Genomic DNA, 17,230 nt, shown 5'->3' on the forward strand with positions numbered 1-17,230 from the left:
GTATCGGGTTTTTTTATACGTGATTATTTTTTAAAGGTGTCCTTGTTAATTTTTTTTTCATTTCTTTTTAGATATGCTAACTTAATATCATTTCATCGTAGGTAATGATTGTATTAAACCCTTTTGAACTAAAATAAGCCGTCGGGTCTAACTCAGAGAGCACCATAACAAAATCACCGCCCCAAGCGCCCAAGCTTTTTATGTGACCTTCAAAATCGTAAAACAGCGCTTCTTTTACCGTAGTCGTTTCTAAAATGACACTCATTTTTGCCTCGTGCTTTTCTATTGCTCGTGCAAAAGAGTGAAGGGTATTAGCATGTAAAACTTCAAGCGTTATTTTGTTGTTTTCAGCGATGTTTTTATTTAAGTTACTGGCTTTATTTGCTAGGTAGTTGGCAATAGCTGTCTTGCTGCTTTGTTTCCTATTTAGGTAAACAAAATAAATATGATTTGAAAAGTCAGGTTTGAAAGTAACTTTCTCAACAATAGGTTTTTCTTTTTCAAGATGATAAAGAATAGGGCTGTCGTTTTGCGCACAGGCAATATCGTAACCGCTACCGCCAAAGCTGTTATTAAGCAGTGTGAAAGCATCAATTTGCAACCATTGTGCAATATTGTTTATTAAAGTGGAGGAGGTTCCAAGTCCCCATTTTTTAGGAAAAGTCAGATGTGTTGTGACGTTATATCCCGACTCATTCGTTAGAAAGTCAGGATTCAATAAATAGCCTTGATGAAGTATGGATATTAAAGTAGTCTTAATAGTTTCGGTTTTTTGCACGAATGGAATCTTGATTTCTGAAAACGAAATACTATCTTCGAACCAAACCTGGCCGTCAGCGTCAAAACTTTTCCAGTGAATTTCCGGATTAGGATTCTGATCTACAATTAGATTCTGTCCGAATTTTGTAGGCAATGCAAATGCCGTCGCCCCGTCTAGAACGAGGTATTCTCCGGTAATTAAAAGCTTTCCGTTACTGTAGAATATTTTTTTCATTGATACTGAATTTACTTCCTTAGGTTGTCAATGTAGTCAACAACTGCACTATGCGATACCGTATTGTGTTTGAAGTGTTTCCTAATTAGTATGCGTTCGTCCTCATTTGCCTCAAACTGGTTTAAGATATTATTTAAATGCATTTTCATGTGGCCGTCCTGAATACCTGTTGTGGTCAAAGATCGCAACGCGGCAAAGTTTTGTGCTAAACCGGCAACAGCAACGACTTGCATTAATTCTTTGGCTGAAGGGTTTTTTAGCATTTCTAATGATAATTTTACTAAGGGATGTAAGGTGGTTAGTCCGCCAACGGTTCCTAAAGCCAGTGGAATTTCTAACCAGAATGTGAATATCTCGTTTTCAATTTTTGCGTGAGATAAACTAGAGTAGCGGCCTGATTTTGCGGCATAAGCATGTATTCCAGCTTCGACGGCACGAAAGTCATTCCCCGTTGCAAGCACTACTGCGTCGACTCCGTTCATAATTCCTTTGTTATGGGTTACGGCTCTGAAAGGTTCTACTTCGGCAATCTGAACTGCTTGTACAAAGCGTTCGGCAAAATCTTGTGGATTGAGTATGTGTTTTTCGACTAATTCCGCCACGGGACAAGAAACCTCTGCACGTACAATACAATTCGGCACGTAATTAGAGAGGATGCTCATGATTACGGTAATGTCTTTTTCTGATTCGGAAAACAGTTCGTAGGTCTGGGTTTCTTCTTTTAATGTTTTGGCAAATTGCTCTAAACAGGAATTAATGAAATTAGCCCCCATGCTATCTTTGGTTTCGAAAGTAGCATGAAGTTGATAATAATGCGGAAGCAGGTTGGTTTTGTCCCGTAAGACAATATCCAGAATCCCACCCCCTCTTTTTTGCATATTTTTCGTAATGTTTTCTGTGTTAGAAAAGAACTTTGCTTTATTCTGAACAAAAAACAATTCCAGTTTTGAAACATCGCCTTTATAAATAAAGTGTACTTGACCTATTTTTTCAGTGTTGATTACCGTTGCTTTAAAACCCCCTCTAGTAGACCAATAATTAGCAGATTTAGAAGCTGCGGCAACAACCGAACTTTCTTCGATAGCCATCGGAATGGTATTGTATTTTCCGTTAATTAGAAAATTTGGGGCCACGCCAAGTGGAATATAGAAATTGGTGATGGTGTTTTCTATGAATTCATCGTGCAGTTTCTGTATTTTTTCATCTGAGTTCCAGTAATTTTTTAGTAATGTAATGGCTTCTGAAGGAGTTGAAAAGTATTCCTTGGCAATCCAGTTTATTTTTTCTTCTTTGGATAATTTTGAAAATCCGGCAACGGGCTTATTCATTCTCAATAGATTATAAAGTAATTAGCTGCAAAGATACATTTTTAGCGGTTTTATAGCCATTAAATTATTGCCATTATAGGACTCTTTGAAATATTGTTTTCAATATTTAACACATAAAATGGGATATAATTGTAATTTTTTCACTAAAATTGGTCTCATTTTTACAGATAAATTAATAGTATGAAGTCTAAACAATTTTCGGTCTTATTTTTATTTTTGTGTTTCACGGTTTTGGGGCAGCAAAAAATATCGGTTGAACAAATATATGGTGGAGCCTTTCGTGCTCAAGGAATGGATGAATTACAGTCCATGAAAAACACAAATCAATACACAGTTCTGAACGTAGATAGTTCTTCTCGAACGATGCAAATAGATTTGTATGATTTTGCAAGCCTCAATAAAACAGCAACTTTAATAGACACAAAAGATCATGTCGGTATGCCGATGATTGACAGTTATACTTTTGATGGGGAGGAAAAAATGATTTTAATCGCATGTAATTCAAATCAAATTTTCCGTCATTCTTTTACTGCTGATTATTTTTTATACAATACTGCAACAAAAGAACTGTCAAAGCTGTTCGATTTTCAAATACAGGAGCCTACTTTTTCTCCGGATGGAAAAAAGATTGCCTATGCTAAGGAAAACAATCTTTATATTTATGATTTAGCTGCAAAGTCAACTACGCAGATTACTACGGACGGAAAGAAAAATGCCATCATTAATGGTATTACGGACTGGGTTTATGAAGAAGAATTTGCTTTTGTAAGAGCATTTGACTGGAGTAAAGACAGCAAAAAGCTAGCTTATATTCGTTTTGACGAAAGTCAGGTTCCTGAATTTTCCATGTCTATGTTTCACAAAAATTTATACCCTACGGTCGAAACGTTTAAATATCCAAAAGCAGGAGCGAAAAACTCTCTAGTGTCCTTGTATCTATATGACGCTGCTTCGAAAGCGACCAAAGAAATCAATTTGGGTAAGTACAATGATTTTTATATAGCCCGTATGCAATGGACAAATGATGCTAACGTCCTATCCGCGCAAGTTTTGAACCGTCACCAGGACAACCTGGATTTGTTGTTTATTGATGGATCCACAGGAGCTACAAAGGCAGTTTTGAATGAAAAAGATAAAGCATATGTTGATGTTACTGACAATCTTACGTTTTTAAACGATAATAGTTTTATATGGACCAGCGAGAAAGACGGTTTCAATCATATCTATTTATATGATAAGAACGGAAAATTACGCAATCAAGTGACTACAGGGAATTGGGAAGTGACTTCTTATTATGGTTTTGACGAAAAAACAAATACCGTTTTTTACCAATCTACTGAGAACGGATCTACAAACAGAGCAATTTACAGAATAGCACTTAATGGAAAAAGGAAATTGGCTTTATCTAAAGAGTTGGGGACGAATGATGCGACTTTTAGCCCTAATTTCCAATATTATATCAATACATTTTCAAGTAGTGCTCAAGTAACGACCTATGCGTTAAACGAAGCTAAAACGGGAACGCAAATAAAAGTGATTGAAGATAATGCTGCATTGGCAACAAAACTAAAAGAGTATAATTTACCTGCAAAAGAATTTTTTGTCGTAAAAACTGAAAAAGGAAACGAACTGAATGCTTGGATAATGAAGCCAAAAGATTTTGATGCTTCAAAAAAATATCCCGTGTTTATGTATCAATACTCAGGGCCAGGTTCTCAGCAAGTAGCTAATCAATGGAATTCAGCAAATGACTACTGGTTTATGATGCTGACTCAACAAGGATATATCGTAGCTTGTGTAGATGGACGAGGGACTGGTTTTAAAGGAGCTGACTTCAAGAAAGTAACTCAATTGGAATTAGGGAAGTACGAAGTGGAGGATCAAATCGATGCTGCAAAAGTGATTGGAAATTATTCGTTTGTAGATAAGTCCAGAATAGGTATATTTGGCTGGTCTTATGGTGGATTTATGGCATCTAATTGCCTTTTCAAAGGGAATGATACTTTCAAAATGGCTATTGCTGTGGCGCCAGTAACGAACTGGAGGTTTTATGATAGTATTTACACAGAGCGATACATGCAGACCCCGCAGGAAAACCCAAGTGGTTATGATGAAAACTCCCCTATTAATTATGTAGATAAGTTGAAAGGAAAATTTCTTTTGATTCATGGTAGTGGTGATGATAATGTTCATTTACAAAATTCAATGCAAATGATGGAAGCATTGATACAGGCAAACAAACAGTTTGATTCACAAATTTACCCTGATAAAAATCACGGGATTTATGGAGGAAACACTAGAGTTCAGTTATACAATAAGATGACTATTTTCGTTAAAGAAAATTTATAATAGCATAAATGAGTAATAGGATTCCAACGTTAGAAGAAATTCAAAATTTTGAAGGCAAATACCCTAAGCAATTATGGTATTTGTTTTTCGTTGAAATGTGGGAGCGTTTTTGTTTTTATGGAATGCGTGGGGTACTTGCTATTTTTATGGCAGATAAAATTTTGGGTCTGGCATTATCCGATAGGGATGCGAATTTAAAATATGGGGCTATTCAGGCGTTTGTCTATGCCTTTACCTTCATAGGGGGGATCTTTGCAGACAAGATTTTAGGGTTTAAAAAATCACTACTTTTTGGCGCTAGCGTCATGATTCTTGGGAATCTGATAATCGCATTTTCTCCTCTGGAATTTTTCTATTTGGGAATTACTCTTACAATTATTGGAACTGGTTTCTTCAAGCCAAACATTTCTTCAATGGTTGGAGAGTTATATAAAGTTGGGGACAGTCGAAGGGATGCCGGTTTTGGCTTGTTTTATGCGGGAATTAATATTGGAGCATTATTAGGAGGAGCTGTATGCGTGTATTTAGGAACAAGTCCTGACTATGGCTGGAGTTATGCCTTTTTATCAGCTGCAATTGTTATGGTTATCGGTTTAGTTACTTTTATAGTAACGAAACATTCCTTGGGACCTATAGGGGATTCGCCACTACTGGATCAGACACCCTCCAAAAGAACTACCAAGGAAATAGCTGTTTATGTAGGAGCTTTAATCAGCATTCCGCTTATTCTTATAATGATTGAAAATACTGATTATACGGATTACTTCATGTATGCCATCGGTCCATGTGCTATTTTATATTTCCTTTATGAAACTTTTAAAGAACAAGAGGAAGCGTCACGGAAAAAATTAATTGCCGCCTTTGTATTCATTCTTTTCTCTATCGTATTCTGGGCATTTTACGAACAAAGTGGTGGTTCTTTAGCGTTGTTTGCAAAAGATAACTTACGCCATAATTTGTTGTCTTTCGAAATCAACCCTAATATTGTTAACAATACATCGAATTCGCTGTTTGTCATCATTTTTAGTCCGATATTGGGCTTACTATGGTTGGCTATGGCAAAGAAGAAAATAGAACCAAATACGGTCATAAAATTTGGTATCGGGTTCTTGTTTTTGGCTGCTGCTTTTTATGTGTTCTATTATACTAGGTTTTTTGCTGATGCGGAAGGTTTAACCTCTTTAAATGTTTTTACTCTGGCGTATCTAGTGATTACCTTCGGGGAGCTATGCTTATCGCCAATAGGGCTGTCTATCATGACAAAACTATCTCCAAAAAGATTGTCGGGGATGATGATGGGAATGTGGTTTTTAGCAAGTGCTTACGGGCAGTACGCTGCAGGTCTACTTGGAGCGGGGATGTCATCACCGGATGAAAATGCCTCTTTAGTTACAAAGCTACAGGGGTATACAGAAGGATATTACCAATTAGCAGTATATGCTTTAATTGCTGGTTTGCTGCTAATAGTAGTTTCTCCACTAATTAGAAAATTAATGCAGGAAGTCAAATAAATACTAACATTAATCAAATTTAATTATATGTCGACAACTACTACAGACGCTCATTTAAACAAGAATCTTTTTGGTCATCCAATTGGATTATTTATATTATTTCTTACAGAAATGTGGGAGCGTTTTTCATATTATGGAATGAGAGCATTGCTTGTCTTGTATATGACCTCGTCAACGCTAGGGGAGGATGCAAGAGGTGCAGGTTTAGGATGGACAAGCCAAGAGGCTTTGGCATTATACGGATGGTATACCATGTTAGTATATGTAATGTCAATTCCGGGAGGAATGATTGCAGATAAGCTATTGGGACAAAAAAAGGCCGTTCTTTTAGGGGCGATCATACTTTGTCTTGGACATGGTGTTTTAATATTGACAGATACATGGGCCTTTTATACTGGTTTAGGATTGGTAATATTGGGAGTAGGTTTATTGAAGCCTAATATTTCAACAATGGTAGGAGGGTTATACCCTCAAGGAGATATACGACGAGATAAAGGATTTAGTATTTTCTACATCGGTATAAACACAGGTTCATTGTTAGCCACAATGGTCATAGGTTTTGTTGTTATGAAATGGGGATGGCATGCAGGTTTTGGTTTAGCTGGTATTGCGATGCTTTTAGGACTTGTCGTTTATATCTGGGGGCAAAAATACTTAACCCATGTTGGTAACTTAGAAGTGCAAGAAGTAAATGAAGTTGACGAATCCTCTTATGGGCGTCTTTTTGGTGACCTTCTTAAATCTAAAACTCAATTGTTATTTACTGTGATACTTTTTGCTTTATCCTTATTTGGATGGTATAATTTAGGATGGGCTTTTGGTTTACTGTTTCTATTTCTTACCGTAATAGTAGCCTTAATGATGATGATTTATAAAGAATTGTCCTCTCAAAAAGATAAGGATCGTTTTGTGGTTTTGCTGTTGTCTTTTATTATGGTAATTATTTTCTGGGGTGCGTTTGAGCAAGCTGGAGGTTTGATGAATTTATATACTGATGCTAAAACAGACAGAATGCTATTTGGTTGGGAAGTTCCTACTGTTATGTTTCAAAGTTTAAATGCAGGATTTATTATACTTTTTGCAACTGGTGTAGCAGGGTTTTGGGCAAAACGTAAGCTGAAAGGAAAAGAGGCTTCTTCTATCTTTAAAATGGCTATTGGTATTATAATCATGGGTTTTGGATTTCTATTTATGGTTTTTGCTGCTATGGAATTTGAGAGATCAGGTTCTTCAAGTATGATATGGTTAGTTTTAGCTTATTTGTTTCATACTATTGGTGAACTTTGTCTTTCGCCTGTAGCATTGTCCTTTATTACAAAATTATCTCCAGTAAAATATGCTTCTTTAATGATGGGAGTTTATTTTGCGGCGACAGGATTAGGGAACAAAGTGGCTGGGATAATTGGTGAGTCTGCCAGTGATCTTGGTGAATATTCGGTGTTTTTAGGAATATTAATATTTACGGTTATTATTGGAGGGATATTTATGTTGTTGCTAAAACCATTAAATCGTTTAACTCACGGTGCTGAGGATAACGAAAAATAACATCATAAAATAAACTCAAACTAATAATTAAGTCAAATGAGTCAAAATACAACCGACGAATTTTTCAAAAACCCCGTTCTTGGACATCCTGCAGGACTGTTCGTATTGTTTTTCACTGAAATGTGGGAACGTTTTTCTTATTACGGAATGCGTGCTTTACTCGTGTTGTTTTTAACATCGTCACTTTCAAAAGGAGGATGGGCGTGGAGTATTGAGAATGCCATGGCCTTATATGGGACTTATACTATGTCGGTTTATTTTACTCCCGTAATAGGAGGTTTATTGGCGGATCGTTATTTAGGGTATCGTTGGGCTGTTGTGTTAGGTGCTTTGGCTATGACTTTGGGTCACGCATCTATGGCAGTCGAAACACCCTTGTTTTTATATATTGGAATCGGATTTCTTATTATTGGGAATGGATTATTTAAACCCAACATGACCTCTATTATTTCTAATGCATACCATGACTATCCTGAGAAAAAAGATGGTGCTTATTCAATGTACTATATGGGAGTGAATGCAGGTGCTTTCTTAGGGATTATGCTTTGTGGATATATAGGGGAAAAAATTTCCTGGAGTTGGGGTTTTGGATTAGCAGGCGTTTTTATGTTGTGCGGAATGCTACAGTTCTATTTTACTCAGGATATATTTGGTGATATTGGTTTGAAGCCAACTGCTGAATCTAAGCAGAAATCGAAAGAAAAAGCGGCGGCAGAGAATACTCCAACAAATGTAGTTCGTGATAGAATTATAGCAGTATTGATTTTTTCAGTATTTACAGTTTTCTTTTGGGCTTCATTTGAGCAAGCAGGAGGGTCTATGACTATTTTTGCAGAAAAATTTACGCAAAGGGAGTTGTTTGGAAACAGCGCCTCTTTATTTAAAATTGCAGATGCCTTATTGACGATAATACCTCTGATTATTATTACTTATGTTTTGATTAAGTTGTTTAAACAAACGTTTAAAAAGTATGCTACAGGGAATATTATATTGTCCATTAGTTTTGTAATAATATGGGGTATTGTAATATGGAAGATAGGTAGAGAATATGCTTCTGAAAGTACAGAGGTTCCTGCAACATGGTTCGGAATTTTGAATTCTTTATTTATTGTCGGTTTTGCTCCGGCTTTTTCAAAATGGTGGGAAAGTAAATATAACATTTCAGGTCCAATGAAATTCGGACTGGGACTTACCTTTTTGGGATTAGGTTTTGGATTTTTAGCATACGGAAGTATGGGTATTGATACGGACTCAGTTGTTAGAGTTAGTATGTTTTGGTTAATCGCGGCTTATTTATTTCATACTCTTGGTGAATTATGTATTTCTCCAGTAGGATTGTCTTATGTGAGTAAATTAGTTCCTGCAGCTTGGATAGGAATTATGTTTGGAGTGTATTATTTATTTATTGGAATGGGTAATAAATTAGCAGGTTCTATGGGAGGAATGATCGAAACAATTACCGCACAGTATAGTTTGTCAACCTTTTTTATGATTTTTACAATAGTTCCCGTCGGAGCTGGTTTAATAATGATACTATTATCACCTCTTATGAAAAAGTTAATGCATGGTGTAAAATAGTTTTAACGCATTATATTTGTTAAGTAGATGCTAAAAGAGATAGATATGAAAAAAATAATTTTACTATTCGTTTTATTTATAGGGATGCAAACGATTCAGTCGCAAGAACTGAAATGGCATACCGATGTTAAAGAGGCTATTTCTATTGGGAATAAGGAACATAAACCGTTGATGATGTTCTTTACGGGTAGCGATTGGTGTGGATGGTGCATCAGATTGCAAAAAGAGGTGTTGTTGACACCGGAATTCGCAAAATGGGCAGTAGATAATGTTATTCTTGTTGAGTTAGATTATCCAAGAAGAACTCTTCAAACTCCTGAAGTGAAAAAACAGAATAATGAATTGCAGCAAGCTTTCGGAATACAAGGATTTCCCACGATTTATTTTGCCAATGGTACAGATGCCGAAGGGAAAGTCAATTTTGAAGGTTTAGGTAATACCGGTTATGTTGCTGGAGGAGCTACGGCTTGGTTGGCTGTCGCAAATCAAATTCTTAAAAAGAAATAATACTCAATTTAGTTTAAAAAATCCCTTTTCGCGAATAGCGTGAAAAGGGATTTTTTGTTTTTCACAACTGTTTTTCCAGTGTTTCTGGATGGTTTTGTAATTAGATGCATCTGCCACCACCATTTTTGGCTTTAATACTTGCAGCATTCGATCCAGATTTATTTTAGGGGATTGCGTAAGCAGAATGAGGTTAGGACTAATATCCTTTGGATAGGTGCCGGCACTATCTAAAATCAGAATCCTATTTTCGTTATAAAAGGCAGTGTTTTTAATTTTTTCTTTGCTGCTCAAGATGCTAAAATTAGCCGTTAAATACGATTTAAGAACGCTGTTGTTTTGGGAGGTATTCCTAATACTGTCATTAGCATATAGGATTACCTTGTTTCCATTGCGCTCCGTTATCATGGTATTCCTTTTTAGGTTAAAAATCACCCATTCTTGCTGGTTTTGAATGTTCCACCGGGTTTGTATATACGTGACCTGAATGGCTATTACAGACAGTAATACGACGATTAGTCTATTGAAAGTCGGTTTCTTGAACCAAATTATAGTTGCCGTAATAAGCAAATAGGAACTCAGCAGTAAATAGCTGTTGAATGGAATGTCCCGAATTATAAAATTTTCAAAAGAGGCTATCGAATTTATTATTTTGTTAAGATAATGAATGCTCCATTCCAGCGGTTTTGAAAGAAAAAGCGGGACATAATTAAAAGAGGCTAATACCATGACTAAAACGCCCAATGTCATTATAAAACTCAGTAATGGGATAACTACTAAGTTGGTTATGAAAAACAAACCTGGAAACTGGTGAAAATAATAGATGCTCAAAGGCATCGTGCCAATTTGTGCGGCAAAGGAAACAGTGAGGATTCCCCAAATATATTTTAGAGGTTTGCTTTTTGGTCTCCAAACGGAAGCTAATAACGGTTGCAGCCAAATTATGAAGAATAAGGCGATATAACTTAGCTGAAAACCAACATCAAACAGAAACGAAGGTTGGAAAAGTAAAATCAATAGTATTGAAACCAATAAAGTATGGTAAACATTGACACTTCGTCGCAACTGATATCCTATGGCGACAAAGGAGAACATGGTTACTGAACGTACAACAGACGGGGCAAGACCCGCAATTAATGCAAAAGCGCCTAATGATGTCAAAATTAGAGTCAACTTAAGCAAAGAGCCTCTTTTCGTGTTACGGATGGTGCTAAGGGCAAAGTTTAAAAACAGCAACAGGAATCCAACGTGTAATCCTGAAACCGATAAAACATGTATAGCACCCGCATATTGGTAATCTTGTATAATATCGGGTGAAATATCTTGTTTTTGACCCAGAATCAAAGCTATGGCGACACTTAACTCTTTTTTGTGGAAATTATTTTTCTCTAGATTATGAATAATCGTGGTTCGTAATTTGGAAGCATAATACCATATGTCTTTTTTAAACGCGTTAGTAATACTGATCTGATCTGTGTCAACGTAAAGTTGGGCATAGATTTGTTTTTTTGACAGGTATTCGCCATAATCGAATTGGTTGGGGTTGTTCGGCAGTTTATTTTTATATAATACTCCTTTTATGCGCAATAGAGTTCCAGTTTCAAATATAGGATGCACACTGTCTCTACGGATATTCAAAAGTATTTTTCCCGAGCATTCTTTAGTTCCAATTTGATTAATTAGCGCGATATAGCGGTCGTTAGAATTGCTTCCTTTTAATTTTTCTCTTACCACCAGAGACAAAAGTTGTGGTTTATCAAAAACACTACTATCGTGAGTGTAATTACTTTGTTGATAGGAATCAGTATGGACAATGAGGGTGGCGGCTCCTGTCAAAAGGGACAGTAAATAAGTGCTTAACCCGAAACAGATTGTGTTTTTGAGAATTATTTTTTGTAGAAAGTAGGTTGTGCCAAAAAGGAGCAAAGCAGCAGTTAACAACCCGAAGAGGATTGCTGGATCTGGTTTTAGGTAAAAGGTGATTAGGATCCCAGATACAAAACCTATCGTAATTCTCGCTAAAGGAAACTGTAGCACTTTCATAGTCCTAAAGTACAGATTTTTAACAATAAAAAACTTGTTTTTTTTAGAGTGTAAAGAATGTCGTTTTCGCTAGAAAAAAAAGGATTATGTAGTGCGTTTTATTTTAAAACGCGATTCAATTGAACAAAAGTATTTTGATAATAGGGTTCCCTCATAGAGGAGATAATAACCCCTTTTGAAGTGGAGGCGTGGATAAACTTTATGTCGTCGTCATCTACTTCAGTTATGATTCCCACATGATTAATTTGAGACCTTCTATTTGTTTTAAAAAAAATCAGGTCTCCTTTTTTAGCCTTTTTTAGATTTTGCCCTAACTCAATTCCTATTTTTGATTGTTCATAGGATGATCGGGGAAGTTTGACATCATATTGACCAAAAGAGGAGTATACTAATCCGGAACAGTCATAACCTGATTTTGTTGTGCCTGCCGTTTTATATCGAACCCCTATGTTTTCTGATGCTGCGCTTATTATTTCATCAATAATTTGATTTGCACTTTCCTTTTTGTTTTCAGCAGACGAGCCGGTGATTACTGAAGAAGATTTGCAAGAGGCAAATAAAGCAATTAGAGACAGTATGTAAAATGACTTTTTCAAATGAGTTTGGCTTATAGGGATTCAATCGCTACCGATTGGGAATAGTGTTATTTTAAGGCTGCAACGATCAGCTTGGCTGTTTGCTCGCTGGCTCCGGTACCACCCAGCTTTTTTTCTAGTATATCGTACTTTTGCAATAGTTGTGCACGATGGTTGGGGTCCAATATTTTTTGTAATTCTTTTTTGATGTTCTTTGTGTTAAAGTCTTCCTGAATTAGTTCAGTGACTACTTCCTCATCCATAATCAAATTGACAAGGGAAATGTATTTTAGGGTTATGATGCGTTTTGCAATTTGGTAAGAAGCCCAGCTTCCTTTATAGCATACTACTTCTGGAACTTTGAAAAGCGCGGTTTCTAATGTTGCCGTGCCGGAAGTAACTAAAGCTGCCGTCGCTATTTTTAATAAATCATAGGTTTTATTAGAAATGAATTTAATGTTGCCGTTGGTTATGAAATTTTCATAAAAGGAGAATTCCTGACTTGGAGCACCGGCAATTACAAACTGATAATCGGGAAAATCTTCCACAATACTTAACATCCCTGTAAGCATTTTGGTTATTTCTTGTTTCCTGCTGCCGGGAAGCAAAGCAATAATAGGTTTTTCACTCAATTGATTTTCAGTTTTAAAAACCGCAGAATCTATTGATGGGTGATTATGGATAGCGTCAATTAATGGATGTCCTACATAGGTTACATCATAATTGTATTTTTCATAGAAAGGTTTTACGAAAGGCAAAACCACGTACATATGATCAATTGTTTTTTTAATAGTTTCTACTCTACTCGCTCTAGAGGCCCAGACCTGTGGACTTATGTAGTAAAAGGTTTTGAATCCTGCTGGTTTTGCCCATTTAGCAATTCTAAGGTTGAAACCAGAATTATCTATAAAGATTAAGGCATCGGGTTTGTAATCTGCAATGTCTTGTTTACATGTCTTTATAAAATCTAAGATGGAAGAAAGGTTTTTTATGATCTCCGCAAAGCCCATAAAAGCTCGTTCTTTGTAATGAGAAACTAATTCGGCTCCAGCTTGTTGCATTAAATCGCCACCCCAACATCTTATTTGTGCCTCTTTATCTTGTTCGAATATTTCCTTAATCAAATTAGATCCATGCAAGTCTCCTGATGCTTCTCCGGCTAGAATGTAGTATTTCATTTTAAGGATGTGAATTAGTTTTAAAAAACTTCTGCATTCAAAATTAGGTATTGAATGTTCATCAATCAAGCAAATCAGTTGTTATTTTTAAATAAACAAAGTCAAAACGGTTAAAACAATTACTGCCAGTACAACACCTCGCGCAATACCATCTTTGTTTAGTTTTAATAAAATAGCAAAGACAAGTAAGTCAAGAATAGAACCGAGCGTAATTAATTTACCCAGTGAACCCCGAGATTTCATAATTTGAATTCCCGTTATAAAATTATAAGGGGAAAACAAGGTTATAAAAATAAAAGCGCCCAATGCAGAAGCCATAATTCCAAGTAAAAATCCTTTTAACAATGCTGTTTTATTCATTCCATTTCCAAGTGTTGAGTTCTTGTGTGGCATGATATGCCGTTAAATCGAATTGAATAGGAACTACAGAAATGTACCCGTTTGCAAGAGCCCATTCGTCTGTGTCTTCGCCTTTGTCCTGATTTACAAACTCTCCGGCTAGCCAATAATAATCTCTGCCCTGCGGCGTTTGTCGTTTGTCAAATTTTTCTATCCAAAGGGCCTTTGCCTGACGGCATATTTTGATTCCTTTGATATGTTCCTTGGTTAATTTAGGGAAATTCACGTTTAACACGACTCCTTGTGGTAAACTGTTTTCTAAAACCTCTAAGGTGATTTTTCGAATAAAGGGCTTCATGGTCTCAAAGTCGGCATTCCATTCGAAGTCTAAAAGGGAAAAGCCTATTGCTGGAATTCCTTCAATCCCTGCCTCGACGGCGGCACTCATCGTCCCTGAATAAATTACGTTGATGGAAGAGTTAGAGCCGTGATTTACTCCTGATACGCATAAATCTGGTTTTCTCTTTAGGATTTCATTTACCGCTAATTTAACGCAATCCACTGGAGTTCCTGAGCAGCTATATTCTTCAATAACATCATTCTCTTTCGATAGTTTGTTTAAATACAAAGTGTTATTTGTGGTTATAGCATGACCCATACCACTTTGAGGTTTGTCGGGTGCCACGACTAAAACGTCGCCTATTTCTGCCATAACGGCGATTAGTGCCCGGAGTCCGGGAGCCGAAACGCCATCGTCGTTCGTTATCAAGATTAAAGGTTTCGCTGTAGCCATATTTCTATTGTTTTTTATGGTGTAATTACTGCTTTTGCAAGCAAATTAGATTTCGCAGATTTATATATTTAGAACAAAGAAAACAAAATTAATTAACTTCAAAGATTAAAGGAAAACAAAAAAAACAATTTTATATCTTTAACAAAAATTTAGGTAGAATTTACGATTGTTGGCATAGTTTTTACCGTATATTAGTTCAAAAATTTGGATGAATACTATTCTTAACTTTATGAAAAGAAATTATAAAATATTACTTGCAATTGTTCTTCTTTCGGCGACATTATTTGCATTTAATTTGAAATCACGGGTTGATTCTAATCAGGACAAAGACAAGTTACTACTAGAATTATTAACTTTTGTACTTGAAAAAGGACACTATAGTCCTGCGTCTATAGATGACGATTTCTCCAAAGGTGTTTATAAGGACTATGTCCAAGCTTTAGACCCTTCAAAACGATTTTTCCTGCAATCTGATATTGATGAATTTTCAAAATTTGAAACAGAGTTAGATGATCAGTTGATTAATAAGGATTTGACTTTTTTCAATCTTTCTTATGATCGTTTGATGAAAAGAATGGAAGAAAGTAAAAAAATATATGAAGGTATTATGAATGTGCCTTTTGACTATTCAATCGATGAGAGTTTTAACACCGATTATGATAAATCGCCTTATGCAAAAAACACTGCAGAACTTACCGAAAGATGGAGAAAGCAGATCAAATTGTCGGCACTTTCCTCTTTGACAGAGCGTATGAGAGCTCAGGAAAAAAATATTAATGGAGTTGAAGTTAATGAGGATAAAGATTTAACTGAAGATTCTAAGGACGGAGAAACAATTAATTTTGACGACTCAGACAAAATCGTTAAAGAAAATGCGAAAGAGGATAAAACGAAAACTTTTGCGGAATTAGAAAAGGAAACACGTGAAAGTGCAAAGAAATCTTTGGATGAATATTTTGGTTTCATGAATGATTTAGACAGGGATGATTGGTTTTCAGTTTATATAAACTCCATCACCTCGGGTTATGATCCTCACACAAATTATTTTGCACCTGAAGAAAAAGAACGTTTTGATGTAAGTATTAGCGGGAAACTGGAGGGTATCGGGGCACGTCTTCAAAAGAAAAATGATTTTACCGAAATATCTGAACTTATTTCAGGAGGCCCTGCTTGGAGAGGAAAACAGCTCGAAGCGGGAGACTTAGTGATGAAAGTGGCTCAAGGAAATGGACTGGCTGTTGATGTTGTGGGAATGCGTCTTGATGATGTTGTCAAAAAAATCAAGGGCCCCAAAGGTACGGAAGTTCGTCTTACCGTGAAAAAAGTGGATGGTACAATTAAAGTTATTTCCATAATTAGAGATGTTGTAGAGATTGAAGAAACTTATGCCAAGTCTAGTGTGGTTACTAAAAACGGTTTAAAATACGGAGTTATTTATTTACCGAAATTCTATATTGATTTTGAAAATAAAGACGGTAGAGATGCTGGAAAAGACATTGCTTTAGAAGTAGAAAGACTCAAAATGGCAAAAGTAGACGGAATTGTGCTTGATGTACGCGATGATGGAGGAGGTTCGCTATCGACGGTTGTTGATATCGCTGGACTGTTCATCGAGCAAGGTCCAATTGTGCAGATCAAATCAGCAGGAAGAAAAAAAGAGGTTCTATACGATAGAGATAAAAAAATTGAATGGGATGGTCCATTAGTAATTATGGTAAATAGTTTTTCCGCCTCAGCTTCAGAAATTTTAGCTGCCGCAATCCAGGATTATAAAAGAGGTATTATCATTGGTAGTAAACAAACTTATGGTAAAGGAACGGTACAGAATGTTATCGATTTAAACCAATTTGTACGAAGTAGTGACGTGGGAGATTTGGGGGCCTTGAAAACAACAACCCAAAAATTTTATAGAATAAATGGTGGTTCAACCCAATTAGAAGGAGTGAGTAGCGATGTCGTTATGCCGGATAGATATGCTTATTTAAAAATGGGGGAAAGAGATGTTGATCATGCTATGCCTTGGGATAAAATCGATGCTGCTGTTTATACAGTTTGGGATAAAGCAGCGAATTTTAATAAAGCCATTTTAAACAGTAAACAAAGAATTGCCCATAATGAGCAATTCAAATTAATCGAGGATAATGCAAAATGGATTGATAGTAGAAGTGAGGAAAGCACCTATAGTTTAAATAAAGATAAATTTAAAATTGCTCAAAATGCAATTGAAGAAAAGGCTAAAAAATACAAGCCTATTTCTCAGTATAAGAATTCATTAAAGTTTTCGTCTTTACCATATGAAATAGTGGAAACTAGTAAGGACAGTATTTTAAAAGAGAAGAGAGACAGGTGGCATGAAGGTTTATCTAAAGATATTTATGTTGAGGAAGCATTAAATGTTTTAGATGATTTGCAGACTAAAGTTATTTTGAAAAAGGCAAGTCCTTCTAAAATTAAAAAAGAAAAACTAGCGAAAGCATAAGTGTAGCCTTCTTT

General features: G+C 35.9%; 13 protein-coding genes. 6 read left to right on the forward strand and 7 right to left on the reverse strand.

Features of this window, described 5'->3' with window-relative positions; genetic code table 11:
* Window positions 1-76: 76 nt before the first annotated feature.
* Window positions 77-994 (reverse strand): GYDIA family GHMP kinase, encoded by a 918-nt coding sequence (locus CXF59_RS14325; protein WP_101138410.1) that lies wholly within the window; start codon window positions 992-994, stop codon window positions 77-79.
* A gap of 11 nt (window positions 995-1,005) precedes the next feature.
* Entirely contained in the window at window positions 1,006-2,322 is a 1,317-nt protein-coding gene (locus tag CXF59_RS14330) for a hydroxymethylglutaryl-CoA reductase, degradative (protein WP_101138411.1), read from the reverse strand.
* 180 nt (window positions 2,323-2,502) lie between these two features.
* Here CXF59_RS14330 and CXF59_RS14335 point away from each other — a divergent pair, with 180 nt between their 5' ends.
* Genes CXF59_RS14335 through CXF59_RS14355 form a run of 5 tightly spaced genes read left to right on the forward strand, consistent with a single transcriptional unit; the run spans window position 2,503 to window position 9,812 of the window.
* Window positions 2,503-4,671, forward strand: coding sequence for a S9 family peptidase (locus CXF59_RS14335; protein WP_101138412.1), 2,169 nt, complete (start codon window positions 2,503-2,505; stop codon window positions 4,669-4,671).
* 8 nt (window positions 4,672-4,679) lie between these two features.
* Entirely contained in the window at window positions 4,680-6,182 is a 1,503-nt protein-coding gene (locus tag CXF59_RS14340) for a peptide MFS transporter (protein ID WP_101138413.1), read from the forward strand.
* A 27-nt stretch (window positions 6,183-6,209) separates the two neighbouring features.
* On the forward strand, window positions 6,210-7,727 hold the full coding sequence (locus CXF59_RS14345) for a peptide MFS transporter (protein WP_101138414.1): 1,518 nt from the start codon (window positions 6,210-6,212) through the stop codon (window positions 7,725-7,727).
* Window positions 7,728-7,763: 36 nt separating this feature from the next.
* A complete protein-coding gene (locus CXF59_RS14350) occupies window positions 7,764-9,305 on the forward strand; it encodes a peptide MFS transporter (protein WP_101138415.1) in 1,542 nt (513 codons plus the stop codon).
* A 45-nt stretch (window positions 9,306-9,350) separates the two neighbouring features.
* Complete coding sequence (locus tag CXF59_RS14355) at window positions 9,351-9,812, forward strand: thioredoxin family protein (protein WP_101138562.1); 462 nt, start codon at window positions 9,351-9,353, stop codon at window positions 9,810-9,812.
* A gap of 3 nt (window positions 9,813-9,815) precedes the next feature.
* Here CXF59_RS14355 and CXF59_RS14360 read toward each other — a convergent pair whose 3' ends face one another.
* The 5 genes from CXF59_RS14360 to surE form a co-directional block, all read right to left on the reverse strand.
* Window positions 9,816-11,852 (reverse strand): ComEC/Rec2 family competence protein, encoded by a 2,037-nt coding sequence (locus tag CXF59_RS14360; protein WP_101138416.1) that lies wholly within the window; start codon window positions 11,850-11,852, stop codon window positions 9,816-9,818.
* A 98-nt stretch (window positions 11,853-11,950) separates the two neighbouring features.
* Window positions 11,951-12,448 (reverse strand): C40 family peptidase, encoded by a 498-nt coding sequence (locus CXF59_RS14365; protein ID WP_101138417.1) that lies wholly within the window; start codon window positions 12,446-12,448, stop codon window positions 11,951-11,953.
* 47 nt (window positions 12,449-12,495) lie between these two features.
* Window positions 12,496-13,605 (reverse strand): lipid-A-disaccharide synthase, encoded by a 1,110-nt coding sequence (lpxB, locus tag CXF59_RS14370; protein WP_101138418.1) that lies wholly within the window; start codon window positions 13,603-13,605, stop codon window positions 12,496-12,498.
* Window positions 13,606-13,692: 87 nt separating this feature from the next.
* Window positions 13,693-13,998, reverse strand: coding sequence for a hypothetical protein (locus CXF59_RS14375; RefSeq protein WP_369828575.1), 306 nt, complete (start codon window positions 13,996-13,998; stop codon window positions 13,693-13,695).
* Window positions 13,958-14,737, reverse strand: coding sequence for a 5'/3'-nucleotidase SurE (gene surE, locus CXF59_RS14380; protein WP_101138420.1), 780 nt, complete (start codon window positions 14,735-14,737; stop codon window positions 13,958-13,960). Before surE ends, CXF59_RS14375 begins: the two co-directional genes overlap by 41 nt.
* 208 nt (window positions 14,738-14,945) lie before the next feature.
* Here surE and CXF59_RS14385 point away from each other — a divergent pair, with 208 nt between their 5' ends.
* Window positions 14,946-17,216, forward strand: a complete 2,271-nt coding sequence (locus tag CXF59_RS14385) for a carboxy terminal-processing peptidase (RefSeq protein WP_101138421.1) — start codon at window positions 14,946-14,948, stop codon at window positions 17,214-17,216.
* The last annotated feature ends 14 nt before the right edge of the window (window positions 17,217-17,230 follow it).

This window comes from Flavobacterium sp. ALD4, assembly GCF_002836475.1.
GTDB lineage: Bacteria > Bacteroidota > Bacteroidia > Flavobacteriales > Flavobacteriaceae > Flavobacterium.

Excerpts from the sequence above, each read along its gene's own strand:
- CXF59_RS14325 (WP_101138410.1), bottom strand. The coding sequence starts at position 994 with ATGAAAAAAATATTCTACAGTAACGGAAAGCTTTTAATTACCGGAGAA.
- CXF59_RS14330 (WP_101138411.1), bottom strand. The coding sequence starts at position 2,322 with ATGAATAAGCCCGTTGCCGGATTTTCAAAATTATCCAAAGAAGAAAAA.
- CXF59_RS14335 (WP_101138412.1), top strand. The coding sequence starts at position 2,503 with ATGAAGTCTAAACAATTTTCGGTCTTATTTTTATTTTTGTGTTTCACG.
- CXF59_RS14340 (WP_101138413.1), top strand. The coding sequence starts at position 4,680 with ATGAGTAATAGGATTCCAACGTTAGAAGAAATTCAAAATTTTGAAGGC.
- CXF59_RS14345 (WP_101138414.1), top strand. The coding sequence starts at position 6,210 with ATGTCGACAACTACTACAGACGCTCATTTAAACAAGAATCTTTTTGGT.
- CXF59_RS14350 (WP_101138415.1), top strand. The coding sequence starts at position 7,764 with ATGAGTCAAAATACAACCGACGAATTTTTCAAAAACCCCGTTCTTGGA.
- CXF59_RS14355 (WP_101138562.1), top strand. The coding sequence starts at position 9,351 with ATGAAAAAAATAATTTTACTATTCGTTTTATTTATAGGGATGCAAACG.
- CXF59_RS14360 (WP_101138416.1), bottom strand. The coding sequence starts at position 11,852 with ATGAAAGTGCTACAGTTTCCTTTAGCGAGAATTACGATAGGTTTTGTA.
- lpxB (WP_101138418.1), bottom strand. The coding sequence starts at position 13,605 with ATGAAATACTACATTCTAGCCGGAGAAGCATCAGGAGACTTGCATGGA.
- CXF59_RS14375 (WP_369828575.1), bottom strand. The coding sequence starts at position 13,998 with ATGCCACACAAGAACTCAACACTTGGAAATGGAATGAATAAAACAGCA.
- surE (WP_101138420.1), bottom strand. The coding sequence starts at position 14,737 with ATGGCTACAGCGAAACCTTTAATCTTGATAACGAACGACGATGGCGTT.
- CXF59_RS14385 (WP_101138421.1), top strand. The coding sequence starts at position 14,946 with ATGAATACTATTCTTAACTTTATGAAAAGAAATTATAAAATATTACTT.